The following is a 14,417-nucleotide window of genomic DNA, read 5'->3' as shown; positions in this document are numbered from 1 at the left end:
GGCAGAACCTGCCCGGCTATTTTATAAGTTACAAAACGGTATAAAACAGTATAAAAAAGAAGCAGTCTAGCCGCATCGCGGACCGGACTGCAAAGTTATTGCTCTCTTATAGTTTCCAGGGTTTTACTGAATCAATGTTGTTTTACTGAATTGCATACAAAATGAAATTAAGCAGAAATATCCCCGCTATACCATACAAAACAGAAGGAATGTACCGGATATAAAGCACAATAGCCATAATTAAAGTAAGCAGTGTTGGCGAAGAAAGAAATAATGCCGGCAAGCAGTTCCTGCTTGATTGTGGTTCCGCAGCGATCCAATTGGAAAACCTCTTGGATTTTTACATCGTTATTATAACCGAGGCTCTTGAAGAAATCCATCATATACTGCAAATTCTGGGCATTCTAATAGCAGGAGGTGAGAAGATGGCCAGAAGAAGAAACCGCAGAACGGCTTGGCCCGGCGCTGAGCAAAGCCTGATATTTTCAAAGCGAAAGTAGCGGAAAAAGAAGGATTTAAAGCCGTCCGGGGAAAGCCCGATTCCGTTAAATATGAAGTAGCACGTTCCTTGGGAGTTCCATTGCATCAGGGATATAACGGGCACCTCAAATCCGAGGATGCCGGAAAAGTGGGGGGACGAATCGGGGGCTCCATGGTTAAGGAAATGATCCGGATGGCTAAAGAGCAGATTTCCGATTCCAGCCCTGAACAAAGAGGAAGCAGCAGCCGGCGTAATAAAATGTAGCAAGAATCAAGGATTAGCCTCATAGACTGTACTGTACGAAGATTATGAGATGCAGGTGAGGCAATGAAAAATCAACCTCTGTCATCCAATATCAATTGGAAGTCTATTCATGCTCAGGCAAACGAAGTTCTGGGAGAAGACTTTTGGCAGGATATGGCCGGACTTCTCCCTAAAAACGGCCCCCGCATTGATGTATACCAAACCGAGGAAGAATGGTGGATGAGTGCCGAACTTCCAGGCCTTTACTCAGCTGAGCAGATATCTCTTTGTGTCAGCGGCCATGGACTGGTTTTAAGAGGGGAACTGGTTCGCCCGTTTTCAGTAATGGATCATCAAATTTTGCGGGCAGAACGTTTTTTTGGACCCTTCGAATGCAAGGTGCCGTTTCCCGCCCAATCAAAGCTGGATTTTAAGGAGATGACAGCCCATTATTACAACGGGCTTCTAACCGTTCGTATTCCCCTTCAGCAAGATCAAAAAGAGACAAAGATCCCCATAGAATTTGCCTAAATTACAGCTTGAACTCAATGTTCATTTCCTGAAGATGAACACCGGTATCTTTAAAAAGCGATACTTCCAGGAGACCGTCCTGAAAAACAGCTTTCCCCATTCGGCTGGCAACTTTACAGGGTAAAGGAATGATTTCCGTCTGATCCTTAGGTAGACCTTCCACCCTCAGCTGATGATCACCTGCAAATAGTTTAATCCGCTTTAGGTCAGTTTCTTCAGGGAGATGCAGACGTGCTTTCATTTTATGTGATAAATCAATCAGTTCATAGTGAAAGTTCCCGTTTTGCGAATTTAGGGCAGCCTGCTGCTGCGTTCTCGGCGAAGCAGGCGCAGCATTAGCTTCCGACTGACACTTTCTGTCCGGAACCGGGGACCCCGTCATTTGTTCGTTAAATTGCTTCATATAATCTTGCAGCCAGGACCAATCCGTACCCTGACCAAAAAAGAAGGGAATGTTCTGAAGCGGGGAGTTTTGTTTAAACCATTGTTCAAATACCCCCCAGTTGAACCATCCGCCCGGACCCGGTTGTTGATTTGTCATCGTATACCACCTCATTGATTATTTTCAGGGTTTATCTGAACTAACTGGCCTGGAGGCCAGGCTGAAGGGAGGGATCGCTTTGGCTCGTATTCATTTTGGTTCCGTTCAAATCGGTTCTATCTCGGATTCTTCGGCCGTTCACTCAGGGGAAAACCATCTGATTGGATGGAAACAGGCCAGCAAAAAAAATGAAGGCTTCGGTAAACTGGGGGGCCGGAAAAACCAATATGCAAACAGCAGTCACGTTGTATGTGATAAGGATGTGTTGGATGAAATAGGCCCGGAAATGAATGAGAAGCCATGATCCGCTGGCTGGCCGGCCGAATAAGCCGTAAGCCGGAATCTTCTACTATCCAGCCTTCAGATATCAGGCGGCTGGAAACCAGGATACAGGAACTGGAAAGGCTGTTGAAGGAAACTCTTCGGGAGCAGAAGCAGGCCCCGGCTTCTGTTCCTCCGCCTCAGCAAACATCTCCTCCAAACATACACATTCATACGATGCATGTACATCATGCCACGATGGATAGTCTGAGTTTCCGTCTGGATGCTTTGGATATAAAAGAATTAAGCGGCTCCTTGAATCTTGGTAATAATTTTGGTACTAACATGAAAAAACCTTCACCTGCAAAATCCAAAACCACTCCGGAACTCCATACGAATCAACGGGAAATAACTGAATCAGCCGAAAAACGGAATAACCCTCCCACGCGTCCGGAGCGAAGGTTCTCCCGACCAGAGCTTTCTTCGCCTAGTGGAACGGTACCCATTACTTCGACCGCATCCGGCTTCAAAATTTCCCCAGTTCAAAAGGATAACCGGTAAAACTGCGAAGAAAGAGGTGCAGACATGGGTTCATCCCTGCTCTCCCCCCAATTTGTTATCGGAATGATCCGGATCGGCTCTATCGAAGGGGCCTCCTGTTTCAATATGGGAAATAATTATCCCGCTGCCTTCGAAAATCACCAAAAGCTGACCCAGGGATTCGGTTCAATTGAAGGTGACGGTAATCATATCGATGGAACAAAATCTTTGCTGCACGATTCTGACTTTATTGATATGATGAACCTGCCGGGCACCGAAGTGCCAGATTGGCTGCAGCGGCTCATCCAGGAATCCGCCGGTCAAACCGGCCTCGGTAAAGCCTAGAACGGGGCCTCCTGTGGAGGTTTGAAACTTACAGGGAACGGGTGCCAATGTCGGTGACGTTCCCTGGTTTCGCGTGTCCGCATAATCAACATCTGGAATAAAACCCGCAGGTAAATACCTGGGACTCCATATTAGCCTATTCGGAAAGAACAGCATTCGTACCCGAAAGTATAAAAGGAAATAGTTCCCCGCCCTCTCACCTGTGAAAAACTGTAAATCTCATGAACAGAATACTCATATTGACATTTAATACTTCGGCCAATACAATAATTGTGTATGGTTATAAATGTATTTTATGGAATATATACCTTAATATAAAGTCATTTATACATCTCGTTTGTCCATTCTGGAGACAATTCTCATTCAAGAATTTTAAAGATTTAGTTCCTGAATCGTTCTGACAACAACTTTGGGGCTTAGGTGATCCATAGGAATAACTTTTCATGTTTTCTCCGTAGCAGGACAAGCCTGATCAAACACACACCTCGTTAACAACTTCAACGGTCGGTTAAGAGACATCTGTTAATGTACAAGTTGCTTCAAGCATACTACCGGTTCAGCTTTCCATACAAGCTCTGATCCAGCTATTTACAACTCTCTGAAAGAAGGTGAACCAATTATTCATGATAAAAGAGTATTTCCGGCTATATACAAAAATAACTTTGACGAATAAAGTAGGATTTTTATGGTACTTGGTTTTCCCATTAGTTGCGTTTGTTGTCTATCATTATGATTGGATCAACAGTAAACCCGATATTCAATCCTTTTATGTTCAAACAAGTATGTTCATAGCGTATATTATATTCGTTATGTCTATTGACGTAACCACCAGTTTAATTGCTATGAGAGAAACGGGATTTCTTAAAATGTTTAAATTCGTTTCCGGCAGCAAGTCGGCTATGATTATGGGCAAAATACTCAATCAGCTCGCCTTTCTTCTTCTTGCCACCTTGATATTCTCCGTCATTACTGGCCTGATGATGCTTGATGATCTAAAAGATGCAGGAATATTTGTAATCTGTTCCCTGTTTTCCAGTTTGTTTGCATCCATTCCGGTAACCTTTTTCTTTTTGATCCTCCTGCTTATTCCCATTAAACAAGAGTCTTTGGTTACTATCTTAAATATCCTTTTATTTGCCTTATTTTTTATCACGGCCAAGAGCCTGTCCCATTCCGCTTCATGGGGCATCCTACTACTGTACCTGAATCCTTTGGAGTTAATAAGAAGCCTAACTTTCCTTGTAACGGAAATCATAACGGGCAACAGTTTTCATAATTTTGGTTTATTATCCATAGGAACAGCCGGTTCAGCCTATTTTATCTTAGGCTTATTTAGTCTGAAGTGGATGAAAATTACTTCACCTACACAGCGAACGTAGAATATGGAGGAAGCTATGATATCAATACAAAATCTGACCTTTCAACACAAAGGATCCCCTAGAAAAAATTTGGATCGTTTAAACGTTGATTTTCACCCCGGAATAATCAATGTACTTATTGGGAAAAACGGGTCGGGCAAGACCACGTTATTTGATTTAATTACAAACCTTATCAAAAGACCTGAAGAAATACGGGGAGTACCGGAGGACAGGGAGATCATCTATCAGCTGGAAGGGCTTTTATTCCCCAATGTTCTTAAAGGGAAGGATCTTTTTAGATTTTTTCTATACACGGATTATAAAAACAAAATCAAACTCTCCAATGCCCCGTACTTGGATGAACATATGGCTCCTTCTGAAATAGAATTAATGAAAAGAGTATGGCATGCCAAATATGGCCAATTGTCCATTGGAGAAAGAAGATATCTTAGTATTCTCGCCATTACCCTGATGAAAAGAAACCTTTACATTTTCGATGAGCCGACGTCCGGGGTCGATCCGGAAGCAAGATTTCAGATTCTGAAAAGAATAGAAGCTCTTTGTCTGCATACAAATGCCGTTGTGTTACTTTCCACTCATACTCTGCATGAATTCGAGAAAATTCATTGCAAGATTCATTTGCTGCATCAGGGAAAGCTAAAATTTGAAGGCTCTTATATGAAGTTTTTAGAGAGTACACAACATCACGATCCTGACCAGGCTTTTAATCAAAAAGTTCAGTAGAACTTTCCCCAACGCTTGGATAGATAACGCCCATGCTGGCTGCACTAAAACAAGGCTGCCCTTTATCAGGGACAGCCTTTTAAAATACTGGTGGATAAATACAGGCTATTTTACCAAAAGAACGGTCCGGGGCCGCCGAAAAACCCACCTCCGTAACCGTAAGGTCCAAAGCCCCATCCTCCAAATGCGGCAGGTCCAGTTCCAATGGCAAGCAAATCAAACAAAACTAAGGGAATAACGGCTTTGGTATGGACTTCCTTCCCATTGTTTGCAGAAAGGTACAATTTGTCTCCCTTGACCCGAACCAGCTTTCCGCTCACCTGGGACCCATCCTTTTTATAAGCCACAATATGCTGGCCAACCCATTTTTGTACGTCCTCTTTACTAAGCTTCGTGTTCATCCGTCCACCTCCTATCTTGCGGGGTGTGTCCTACCGCTATACAAGATATGTAAAAAAGGCAGAGCCCGATTGGATGAATGTGCTCTCAGGGACAAATGAACTATGCCTGCCGGGTACGGAGCTTACCTAACTCTGATGTGATGGCATCAATCTCACTAATGCTGAAATGGGGCTTGCTCATCACCATATCATATAAGTCTCTCAGATCCTCATATTGTTCCTCGCTTATGGAAGAAGCTTTTATGGAACCTCCGGTCGCCATCCTCAGTTTCTTTTTTATTTCCTCAAACATAAACTGTACATTTTCTTCCGACCATTGATTCAAATCCATCCTTTTCATCCTTTCGTGTAAACAGCTGCATCTATTGTACCATTATTATGAATTGACTCCATTATTTGATTTTAAGGCAGGGTCTCGTGATCCTTATACATAACATCTCCTGCCGTAATCACACTTTGACCTTGCGTCAAATCCGTCATCCATGCCATGAAAAACTCCGCCTCCTCTGCAAGCGGATAACAAAATAGGCTTACTTTGTCGGTAAACAGTGATTCGCCCAGCATGGTTCCTTTGTTTCTTAATTCATTCTGGACTTTGCCCAGCCGCGTATAATCAAGGTCAATACGGATCTCCTGGTGTAAAATCCGGTAAATTGGCCTGGCCGCTTCAATAGCGGCAACAGCCCCATCCGTATAAGCCCTTACCAGGCCTCCTGCCCCCAGCAGAATCCCGCCAAAGTAACGCGTTATTACAATAACGATATTTTGCATTTTTTGATTACGGATGACTTCAAGGATAGGTTTCCCGGCTGTTCCGCTGGGTTCTCCGTCATCTGATTGCTTCTGAATCTGATTGCGTTCGCCAATCATGTAAGCTGAGCAGTTATGAGTAGCCATTGCATGCTGCTTTTTAATCTTCTGAATAAACTGGACCGCTTCCTCTTCCGTATAAACGGGCTTCGCATGACCGATAAAACGGGAACGCTTAATCACGATTTCGGCTGCATTTTCTTGTTGTACTGTCTTATACTGTGGAATCATTCCTAACCTTCCTGTGTTTTCTTTAATTGCCTATTTCATACCATTTTACACAATTCAAAATATTTGTACAATATGGAAATTTGATTATAGGAATAAACTCCTCCTTCGGGAGGAGTTTATTCCCGCATACAAAGTATGGCTGATATAAAAAGGGTAAAGGACGGAACTACCAAATCGCCCCATCCCCATCCCTTTTCATTATTTAAGTCTTTGCTCCAGTTTGGCTTTATTTTCTTCATAACCCGGTTTGCCAAGAAGGGCGAACATGTTCTTTTTATAGGCTTCCACACCCGGTTGGTCGAATGGGTTTACCCCGGACAAATAGCCGCTTATACCGCAGGCTTTCTCAAAGAAGTAAACCATGTATCCGAAAGTATAAGCGCTCATATCCGGCAGCTTCACGATCAGATTTGGCACACCGCCGTCGGTATGGGCCAGCATCGTTCCTTCAAAAGCCTTTTTATTTACGAAATCCATTGTTTTTCCGCTCAGAAAGTTCAGTCCGTCCAGATTGTCCTTATCTTCCCCGATTGTAATTTGTTCCTGAACCTCTTCCACCAGCAGAACAGTTTCAAACAGGTTGCGGGATCCTTCCTGGATGAACTGTCCCATAGAGTGAAGGTCCGTCGTAAAGTCAACGGAAGAAGGATATATCCCCTTCTGGTCTTTCCCTTCGCTCTCTCCGAACAGCTGCTTCCACCATTCAGATATGTAGTGAAGGGAAGGCTCATAGTTCACCAGGATTTCAATTGCTTTTCCTTTGCGGTGAAGGGCATTGCGGACAGCTGCATATTGATAGCTGGCATTTTGGGCCAGTTCCGGGGTCGAGTATTCTTCGCGGGCATCGGCAGCCCCTTTCATCATCTCTTCAATATTGATCCCGGCAACAGCAATCGGAAGAAGGCCAACCGGGGTTAATACGGAAAAGCGTCCGCCCACATCATCCGGAATAATGAAGGATTCATATCCCTCTTCATTAGCCAACTTTTTCAAAGCCCCTTTTTCCCGGTCTGTAGTGGCATAAATCCGTTTGCGGGCTCCCTCTTTTCCATATTTCTTTTCCAGTACTTCACGGAAAATACGGAATGCAATAGCGGGCTCTGTAGTTGTCCCCGATTTGGAAATTACATTCACCGAGAAGTCTTTACCTTCCAACACTTGAAGCAAATGGTTCACATAAGTGGAGCTGATATTTTGTCCGACAAAATAAATCTCCGGTGTACTGCGTTTTTCCTTGGGCAGCTGGTTATAAAAGCTGTGGGTAAGCATTTCAATCGCTGCCCGGGCTCCCAGATAAGAGCCGCCAATTCCGATCACCACAAGGGCATCCGAATCAGATTGAATTTGTTTCGCCGCTTTTTGAATGCGGGCAAATTCCTCTTTATCATAATTAACGGGGAGATCGATCCATCCTAGGAAGTCAGAACCTGCCCCGGATTGATTATGTAGAAGGTCATGGTCCGTTTTTACCTGGTCTGCCAGATAATCCACTTCATGGCTGGACATAAACGTTAGGGCTTTGCTGTAATCAAACTGTATTTTTTTACTCAAAATTCTCTCCTCCTTGTTCTTCTTTTTCTCTCCTTAGCATACTTTTTTGCTTGTCTCTTTGCAAGTTCACAGAGGTATAACAGCATGTTACAATGATTAAAACAGAACAATCTTTTAATCCTGGCGTTTGAGAAGAAAGAGCCATTTCGATGAATTTATTTCCAGTATGCGTTTTCCCAAACATACCGGATCTTGCGTTCGTGGGAAACTTATCCTCCTTCCCGGAAAAAGCCCTCTTTTCTTTCAGTTATATAAAATCTGCCAGAAAACGGCAGGCACTTTTTTCACAAACCAAGGACAATTACTTGCACAGGGGTGAAAATATGAAGCGTATCGGATTTATTGGACTTGGCACGATGGGGCTTCCTATGGCCCTTAACCTGGTTAAAAAGAATTATCCGGTAAAAATATATAACCGGACGGCGGAAAAAGCGGAGAAACTTGTTCAGTCCGGGGCCGAACAGGCCTTTTCTCCGAAAGAGGCGGCAGCTGATACAGATGTCGTATTCACAATGCTGAGCAATGATGCAGTAATCCGCGAAATATTTTATGGGAAAGACGGACTTATAGAACAGCTTGCAGAGGGCCAGACAGTCATTGACTGCAGCACGGTTTCACCCAAACTGAGCCGGCTGCTGTATCAGGATTTGGCGGCCAAGGGAGTCCGTTTTCTGGATGCTCCCGTTACGGGGAGCAAGCCAGCCGCAGAAAGTGCCACTCTCTTGTTTATGGTAGGAGGAGACAAGGATACATTTAATCAGCACTACGATCTTTTGATGGATCTAGGAAGTAAAGTTTTGTATATGGGGCCTTCCGGGTCTGGTTCGTATACCAAGCTCGCCCATAATACGATTGTGGGGATTAACGCAATCGGCCTTATGGAAGGGATGTCCCTGGCCGCTAGAGCCGGCCTGGATACTTCCTTGTTTCTGGAAATTGTCAAAGGAGGAGCGGCCAACAGCCGGCAGGCTGAACTGAAGGGCGAGAAAATAATCAACGGCGATTACAGCGTCCAGTTTTCCCTCCAGCTTATGCTCAAAGATTTGCTGCTCGCTTCAGAGCTGACCGGAGAATTCCAGCTCCCAACCCCTCTTCTTCATGCAGCAACTTCCCTATTCCAAATGGGTCTCAGCAAAGGACTCGGTGAGAAGGACTTATGTGCGGGAGTGCAGTGCTATGAGGAATGGATGGGCCATACAGTCGGCCATCAGGCTTCTGTTAAAACCCAGGAAACTTAAAAACAGCAAAAATCCTCATTCCCTTGAAAGGAATGGGGATTTGCTTCACAAGCTTACAAATTTTTAAGAAAGAAGAGCCTTCACTCTTTTCGCCACGTTTTCAGGAGTAAACCCATATTCGCGCATTACTATGTCTCCAGGAGCAGAAGCGCCGAATGTGGTGATACCAAGAATATCCCCTTCGTCCCCTACATAACGCTCCCAACCAAGCGGCATTGCCATTTCCACAGCCAGACGCTTTTTGACTGCAGGGAGAATCACTTCATCTTTATACGATTGAGGCTGCTTCTCGAACAGTTCCCAGCTTGGCATGCTAACTACGCGAACGTGAATGCCTTCCTCGGCGAGCAGTTTCTGCGCGGCTACTCCATGCTGGACTTCAGAACCGGTTGCCAGGATGAGGGCATCTGGTTGTCCGTTAGGCGCATCAGCCACTACATAAGCTCCCTTGGAGAAATTCTCACGAGCTTTCTTCACGGAACCTTCCAGGTTAGGCAGCGCCTGACGGGTTAGCACAAAAGCGTAAGGGCCTTCCTCCGGATGATTCATCGCGTAGCGCCATGCTTCCGTCGTTTCTGTAGCATCCGCCGGGCGGAAGACAGTCAATCCCGGAATGGAACGCGCTGCCGGAAGCTGTTCGATTGGTTCGTGGGTAGGCCCGTCTTCTCCTACTCCGATACTGTCATGGGTTAGCACATAGATCACGGGCTGCTTCATCAAAGAAGCCAGACGCATAGCCGGACGCAGGTAATCCGAGAAGACGAAGAAGGTACCTCCGTAAACACGGAGACCGCCGTGAAGACTCATACCGTTCATTGCTGCCGCCATACCGAACTCACGGACACCAAACCAGACGTTGCGTCCGGCGTAATTATCTGCATTGAATACCGGTGCCCCTTTGATTTCCGTATTATTGGAGCTTGCCAGGTCAGCAGAACCGCCAATCAGCATTGGAACGGCTTTTGCTGCGGCATTGAGCGCGTTTCCGGAAGCGGCACGGGTAGCGATTCCTTTATCTTCCGTACTGTAAGTCGGAAGATCAGCGTCCCAGCCTTCCGGAAGCTTTCCTTGTTCCATGTCCTTGAACTGCTTGGCCAATTCGGGATACTTCGCTGCGTATTCTTCAAACATGCTATCCCATTCCTTGTTCGCCTGAATGCCTGCTTCTTTGACTTTGCCATAGTGTTCACGGACTTCATCCGGTACATGGAAATCAGGCTTAAGCGGCCAGCCATAATACTCTTTAGTAAGCCTTGTTTCTTCCTTTCCGAGAGGAGAACCATGAGTACCGCCGTGGCCGCCGACACCGGCTTTGTTAGGGCTACCGTATCCGATCGTTGTTTTCACTTCGATCAGCGTAGGGTGTGCTGTTTCGGCCTTGGCTTCCACGATTGCTTTATTGATAGCTTCAATGTCAGTTCCGTCCTCTACACGAAGCACATGCCAGCCATATGCTTCGAACCGCTTTTGGACATCTTCATTAAATGCCATGTCGAGGTCCCCGTCCAGGGAAATATCGTTGGAATCGTAAAACATAATCAGCTTGCCGAGTTTGAGAGTTCCTGCAAGGGAAACAGCTTCGGAAGCAATCCCTTCCATCATATCCCCGTCCCCGCAAAGCGCAAAGGTATAATGATCAATAAGTTTATAATCTTCTTTGTTATAAGCAGCCGCTAGATGAGCCTCGGCCATTGCCATACCTACAGCCATTCCCACACCTTGTCCAAGAGGTCCGGTGGTCGCGTCAACACCTGGGGTATGCCCGTATTCCGGATGGCCTGGCGTCAGGCTGCCCCACTGGCGGAAGTTTTTAATTTCTTCCATCGGCAGGTCATACCCGCAAAGATGAAGCAGGCTGTAAAGCAGCATGGAACCATGTCCTGCAGAAAGAACAAACCGGTCACGGTTAATCCAGCCAGGGTTTGCCGGATTATGTTTCATCTGCTTGGTCCATAGTGTGTACGCCATAGGCGCTGCTCCCATTACAATCCCGGGGTGGCCCGAGTTCGCTTTCTCAATGGCGTCAATTCCGAGTGTCCGGATAGTATTGACCGCTAATTGCTGAATGGATTGGTTCTTTGCTGTCATATTCAAAAACCTCCTATATCGAAATCCCTGATCTTATTATTCTGACGGTGCATTATTCCTAGTGTAAATCTTGCCTTGTACCATTTCAAGGAAACTGCCGGAAGATTCCGCCATCAATCCCCATTAAAATACGACGGTTTTGTTTCCATGAACCAGAATGCGGTCCTCCACATGCCATTTAACAGCTCGTGCCAATACAATCCGTTCAATATGCCGTCCGATCCGCTTGAGATCCTCCACATTATCCCGGTGGCTTACTCTTTGTACATCCTGCTCAATAATGGGCCCTCCATCAAGTTCTTCCGTTACATAATGGGCCGTGGCTCCAATAAGTTTGACTCCCCGTTCATGCGCCTGTGCATACGGCTTACCGCCTACAAATGCCGGCAGAAACGAATGATGGATATTGATGATTTTGTTTTTATAATGATCAATAAAGGCCGGGGAAATAATCTGCATATAACGGGCCAGAACAATGACATCCGCTTTACCGTCCAGCAGCTCGAGATGCTTCTGTTCCGCTTCTTCCTTCTTACCCTTAATCACCGGTACATGAAAATACGGGATGCCAAAAGGTAGAACCAGTTCTTCCATGTCCGGATGGTTGCTGATCACCATCGCAATGTCGGCATCCAAATCCCCTGCCCTCCAATGCCAGAGCAGCTCCAGCAGACAATGGTCCTCCTTGGATACAAACAGGGCAAGGCGTTTCTTCTCGCTTGCAACGAAGAGCTTCCACTGCATATCAAAGCGGGATGCCGCTTCTGCAAAATCCTGCTCCAGGACGCTGCGCCGGGACCCTAAATCGGGCAGGTCAAACTCGATCCGGATAAAGAACATTCCTCCGGAAGGGTCCATCGTGTATTGATCCGATTGAATGATGTTGGCTCCCTGTTCATATAAAAAACGGGAAACAGCCGCGACAATGCCCGGCTGATCTGGACAGGAAATCAGCATTCTTCCCCGTTCTTCCCCCACCTGTCTGCTTGTATGCTCCATTCTTGTATGGCTCTCACTCACTGTTTCTCTCTCCTTCTCTCTATCTGCTTTCGGCCGCTCTATTCAGCCTGTGTTTGTTCTGCCAACTGCTCAGGACTTTGCCCGCTCAGCCATACGGTTATGCGCTGATTAATCTCTTCTTCCACTAAATCCTTGAAGATTCCCTTATCTACAACCTGGTCATACAATCTTTCAAACGGTTCACGCCCGTCGGCTTTTTTGGCCTTTGCATCCGTGCGAAGCACTTCCCATGTATTCAGTACAAAATCCCGGCAATGCTCGTCCTGCTCATGAAGGAAATGATCCAGTCTGGCAACATCCTCAATAAAGGAAGCACCGAAGCGCTCTGCTACATTGCCTCTTAGCAGGGCAATTTCAGCTTCGTACATCGGACGCTGGTTTTTTGGATCTTTCCCGATCCAAGGCGTCTCCAGAATCATTGGAAGATGGTGAAGTTTCTCATGGTTAACGACCCGGTTAATGGCGTCAAAGCCGATAAAACCGGAACCAACCGGCGAGTGACGGTCCTTCCGCGCCCCGCATTTATTTTTGCTGTCATTTAAGTGAACCACCCCGATCCGTTCAAGGCCGATCACCTGATCAAAATGCTCCAGGACTCCATCCAGGTCGTTCACAATATCATACCCGGCATCATGAATGTGGCAGGTATCCATACAGACGGACAAGCGTTCATTATGTGTAACTTTATCGATAATTGCTGCGATTTCCTCGAAACTGCGCCCAATCTCGGTTCCTTTCCCTGCCATTGTTTCAAGTGCAATATTCACGTCCGTTTCCCTGATGCCTTCCAGAACCTCGTTCAGCCCCTCAGCAATCCGGTTAATCCCGTATTCGGCATCTTTATCCGTATATGCTCCCGGATGGAGCACAATCTGTTTTACTCCGATGTAATGAGTGCGCTTAATCTCCTGCTGCAAAAATTCGACAGCCAATTGATACGTATTAGACTTATAAGAGCCCAGATTAATAATGTAAGGAGCATGCACCACGATTTCATCGATACCGTGTTTTTGCATAAGTTCTTTTCCTTCTTCTATATACTGGTCCTCGATAGGTTTACGGCGCGTATTCTGCGGCGCTCCCGTATAGATCATGAAAGAAGTAGATCCATAGGAAATGGCTTCTTTGGCCGCATTTAATAACCCTTTATTTGAAAAAGAGACATGTGAGCCTATTTTTAGCATGTAACACTGCTCCTTTGTTCATTCACTTTTCTACTTATTTTACAAGTATTGTCGCAAGAAAGCCAGAAATAAGGTATAATTACCCAGTAGAGTTTACGGCCTGTTTTCCGCATGAATCAGGTATTCCGGACTTTAGCCAAAACTTACCAGGGAAAACGGCCCCCCTGTCATTTGATAGAAATTTATTATACAGGCAGGTGAACATGCGTGCAAAACGGATTTATGTGGGTCACCGTCTTCTGGGCTGCGATCCTGCTTGGCTTTATGGCCATAGGGGGCTATTTCATGTTCAGGAAATTCTTGAAGGTGCTTCCGATGGCCGACGGTAAATCCAAGCTTGATTGGCAGAACCATTATGTAGAGGCTTCCCGGCACTTATGGACCGACGAATCCAAAGCATTTTTGGATAAATTGGTACAGCCTGTACCCAAACCGTTCCGGGACGTGGCCAGACATTCCATCGCCGCCAAAATTGGTCAGGTGGCACTTGAGGAGAAGGCCGGAGAGGTAACGAAAGACCATTGCATCAAAGGCTACATTCTCGCAACCCCGAAGAGGGACCACTCTTTTTTGATCAAATTTTTGCAGCAGGAAGAGATCGACTATTCACCTTACAAGCACATGCTCGGATAATCACTGGAAGGGTTATTCCCCATAGAAACGTCTCAAAATAACGGCTTCTGGGAAACTTTTTTGATTACCCTAAATAATACCATCCCAAACCTGGTTGAAGAATAAAAATGAAATTCGTGTATATCTTGTCTTTGCCTGTTTTTTGCAGCGGTATCAAGATTAAATGACCTATCATTGAACCTCTCATGACTAAAAGTCAGTCATGATTGAATTCACT

The 14,417-nt window shown here is 45.7% G+C and carries 18 protein-coding genes; 9 read left to right on the top strand and 9 right to left on the bottom strand.

The genetic code is table 11. The annotated features are described in order from the left end of the window. Nucleotides 1-167 precede the first annotated feature (167 nt). Complete coding sequence (locus tag BXP28_RS22980; protein ID WP_155116221.1) at nt 168-320, bottom strand: hypothetical protein; 153 nt, start codon at nt 318-320, stop codon at nt 168-170. A gap of 248 nt (nt 321-568) precedes the next feature. Between BXP28_RS22980 and BXP28_RS25360 the strand changes: the two genes are divergently transcribed. Next, nucleotides 569-745: a small, acid-soluble spore protein, alpha/beta type gene (locus BXP28_RS25360; protein ID WP_309554773.1), complete on the top strand. Its 177-nt coding sequence runs from the start codon at nt 569-571 to the stop codon at nt 743-745. 63 nt (nt 746-808) lie between these two features. Next, the gene (locus tag BXP28_RS19550) at nt 809-1,255 is read left to right on the top strand and encodes an Hsp20/alpha crystallin family protein (protein WP_023484837.1); all 447 of its coding nucleotides are present in this window, start codon (nt 809-811) and stop codon (nt 1,253-1,255) included. Nucleotide 1,256: 1 nt separating this feature from the next. Here the strand turns inward: BXP28_RS19550 and BXP28_RS19545 are convergent, their stop codons facing one another. Continuing rightward, nucleotides 1,257-1,796: a hypothetical protein gene (locus BXP28_RS19545; protein WP_023484836.1), complete on the bottom strand. Its 540-nt coding sequence runs from the start codon at nt 1,794-1,796 to the stop codon at nt 1,257-1,259. 79 nt (nt 1,797-1,875) lie between these two features. On the opposite strand from BXP28_RS19545, the gene BXP28_RS19540 reads away from it, so the two are divergent. From BXP28_RS19540 to BXP28_RS19520, 5 genes are all read left to right on the top strand, one after another. Beyond that, complete coding sequence (locus BXP28_RS19540; RefSeq protein WP_036655957.1) at nt 1,876-2,100, top strand: spore germination protein; 225 nt, start codon at nt 1,876-1,878, stop codon at nt 2,098-2,100. Further along, nucleotides 2,097-2,618, top strand: coding sequence for a hypothetical protein (locus tag BXP28_RS19535; protein ID WP_023484835.1), 522 nt, complete (start codon nt 2,097-2,099; stop codon nt 2,616-2,618). The genes BXP28_RS19540 and BXP28_RS19535 overlap by 4 nt, the downstream gene beginning before the upstream one ends. Nucleotides 2,619-2,642: 24 nt before the next feature. Beyond that, nucleotides 2,643-2,942, top strand: a complete 300-nt coding sequence (locus BXP28_RS19530) for a hypothetical protein (protein ID WP_023484834.1) — start codon at nt 2,643-2,645, stop codon at nt 2,940-2,942. Nucleotides 2,943-3,565: 623 nt separating this feature from the next. Continuing rightward, nucleotides 3,566-4,321 (top strand): hypothetical protein, encoded by a 756-nt coding sequence (locus BXP28_RS19525; protein WP_023484833.1) that lies wholly within the window; start codon nt 3,566-3,568, stop codon nt 4,319-4,321. Nucleotides 4,322-4,336: 15 nt separating this feature from the next. Continuing rightward, nucleotides 4,337-5,044 (top strand): ATP-binding cassette domain-containing protein, encoded by a 708-nt coding sequence (locus tag BXP28_RS19520; protein WP_036655955.1) that lies wholly within the window; start codon nt 4,337-4,339, stop codon nt 5,042-5,044. Between the two features lie 110 nt (nt 5,045-5,154). Here BXP28_RS19520 and BXP28_RS19515 read toward each other — a convergent pair whose 3' ends face one another. The 4 genes from BXP28_RS19515 to BXP28_RS19500 all read right to left on the bottom strand — a co-directional run bounded on the left by BXP28_RS19515 (nt 5,155) and on the right by BXP28_RS19500 (nt 8,037). Beyond that, nucleotides 5,155-5,445: a hypothetical protein gene (locus BXP28_RS19515; protein ID WP_024095313.1), complete on the bottom strand. Its 291-nt coding sequence runs from the start codon at nt 5,443-5,445 to the stop codon at nt 5,155-5,157. 100 nt (nt 5,446-5,545) lie between these two features. Further along, nucleotides 5,546-5,776, bottom strand: a complete 231-nt coding sequence (locus BXP28_RS19510) for a DUF1128 domain-containing protein (RefSeq protein WP_036655952.1) — start codon at nt 5,774-5,776, stop codon at nt 5,546-5,548. Nucleotides 5,777-5,847: 71 nt separating this feature from the next. After that, nucleotides 5,848-6,486, bottom strand: a complete 639-nt coding sequence (locus tag BXP28_RS19505; RefSeq protein ID WP_023484830.1) for a YigZ family protein — start codon at nt 6,484-6,486, stop codon at nt 5,848-5,850. Nucleotides 6,487-6,684: 198 nt separating this feature from the next. Then, nucleotides 6,685-8,037 carry a glucose-6-phosphate isomerase gene (locus BXP28_RS19500; RefSeq protein ID WP_036655951.1) on the bottom strand — a complete coding sequence of 451 codons (1,353 nt, stop codon included), beginning with the start codon at nt 8,035-8,037 and terminating at the stop codon, nt 6,685-6,687. A 323-nt stretch (nt 8,038-8,360) separates the two neighbouring features. Between BXP28_RS19500 and BXP28_RS19490 the strand changes: the two genes are divergently transcribed. Further along, complete coding sequence (locus BXP28_RS19490; protein WP_077585285.1) at nt 8,361-9,275, top strand: NAD(P)-dependent oxidoreductase; 915 nt, start codon at nt 8,361-8,363, stop codon at nt 9,273-9,275. Nucleotides 9,276-9,338: 63 nt separating this feature from the next. On the opposite strand, the gene tkt is transcribed toward BXP28_RS19490, so the two are convergent. From tkt to BXP28_RS19475, 3 genes are all read right to left on the bottom strand, one after another. Further along, nucleotides 9,339-11,363: a transketolase gene (gene tkt, locus BXP28_RS19485; RefSeq protein WP_023484827.1), complete on the bottom strand. Its 2,025-nt coding sequence runs from the start codon at nt 11,361-11,363 to the stop codon at nt 9,339-9,341. Between the two features lie 123 nt (nt 11,364-11,486). Continuing rightward, nucleotides 11,487-12,362, bottom strand: a complete 876-nt coding sequence (gene purU, locus BXP28_RS19480) for a formyltetrahydrofolate deformylase (RefSeq protein WP_023484826.1) — start codon at nt 12,360-12,362, stop codon at nt 11,487-11,489. Nucleotides 12,363-12,421: 59 nt separating this feature from the next. Beyond that, entirely contained in the window at nt 12,422-13,567 is a 1,146-nt protein-coding gene (locus tag BXP28_RS19475) for a deoxyribonuclease IV (RefSeq protein ID WP_077585178.1), read from the bottom strand. A gap of 222 nt (nt 13,568-13,789) precedes the next feature. Here BXP28_RS19475 and BXP28_RS19470 point away from each other — a divergent pair, with 222 nt between their 5' ends. After that, entirely contained in the window at nt 13,790-14,200 is a 411-nt protein-coding gene (locus BXP28_RS19470; RefSeq protein WP_046655057.1) for a DUF2621 domain-containing protein, read from the top strand. Nucleotides 14,201-14,417 lie beyond the last annotated feature (217 nt).

Source organism: Paenibacillus larvae subsp. larvae, from assembly GCF_002003265.1.
Taxonomy (GTDB): Bacteria; Bacillota; Bacilli; order Paenibacillales; family NBRC-103111; genus Paenibacillus_H; species Paenibacillus_H larvae.
This window is presented reverse-complemented; position numbering and strand designations above follow the sequence as displayed.

Bases quoted from the DNA above. Each gene is read 5' to 3' on its own strand.
- BXP28_RS19535 (WP_023484835.1), top strand. From the start codon at position 2,097: ATGATCCGCTGGCTGGCCGGCCGAATAAGCCGTAAGCCGGAATCTTCT.
- BXP28_RS19520 (WP_036655955.1), top strand. From the start codon at position 4,337: ATGATATCAATACAAAATCTGACCTTTCAACACAAAGGATCCCCTAGA.
- BXP28_RS19475 (WP_077585178.1), bottom strand. From the start codon at position 13,567: ATGCTAAAAATAGGCTCACATGTCTCTTTTTCAAATAAAGGGTTATTA.
- tkt (WP_023484827.1), bottom strand. From the start codon at position 11,363: ATGACAGCAAAGAACCAATCCATTCAGCAATTAGCGGTCAATACTATC.
- BXP28_RS19515 (WP_024095313.1), bottom strand. From the start codon at position 5,445: ATGAACACGAAGCTTAGTAAAGAGGACGTACAAAAATGGGTTGGCCAG.
- BXP28_RS19545 (WP_023484836.1), bottom strand. From the start codon at position 1,796: ATGACAAATCAACAACCGGGTCCGGGCGGATGGTTCAACTGGGGGGTA.
- BXP28_RS19530 (WP_023484834.1), top strand. From the start codon at position 2,643: ATGGGTTCATCCCTGCTCTCCCCCCAATTTGTTATCGGAATGATCCGG.
- BXP28_RS19525 (WP_023484833.1), top strand. From the start codon at position 3,566: ATGATAAAAGAGTATTTCCGGCTATATACAAAAATAACTTTGACGAAT.
- BXP28_RS19490 (WP_077585285.1), top strand. From the start codon at position 8,361: ATGAAGCGTATCGGATTTATTGGACTTGGCACGATGGGGCTTCCTATG.
- purU (WP_023484826.1), bottom strand. From the start codon at position 12,362: ATGGAGCATACAAGCAGACAGGTGGGGGAAGAACGGGGAAGAATGCTG.
- BXP28_RS19470 (WP_046655057.1), top strand. From the start codon at position 13,790: ATGTGGGTCACCGTCTTCTGGGCTGCGATCCTGCTTGGCTTTATGGCC.
- BXP28_RS19550 (WP_023484837.1), top strand. From the start codon at position 809: ATGAAAAATCAACCTCTGTCATCCAATATCAATTGGAAGTCTATTCAT.
- BXP28_RS19505 (WP_023484830.1), bottom strand. From the start codon at position 6,486: ATGATTCCACAGTATAAGACAGTACAACAAGAAAATGCAGCCGAAATC.
- BXP28_RS19510 (WP_036655952.1), bottom strand. From the start codon at position 5,776: ATGGATTTGAATCAATGGTCGGAAGAAAATGTACAGTTTATGTTTGAG.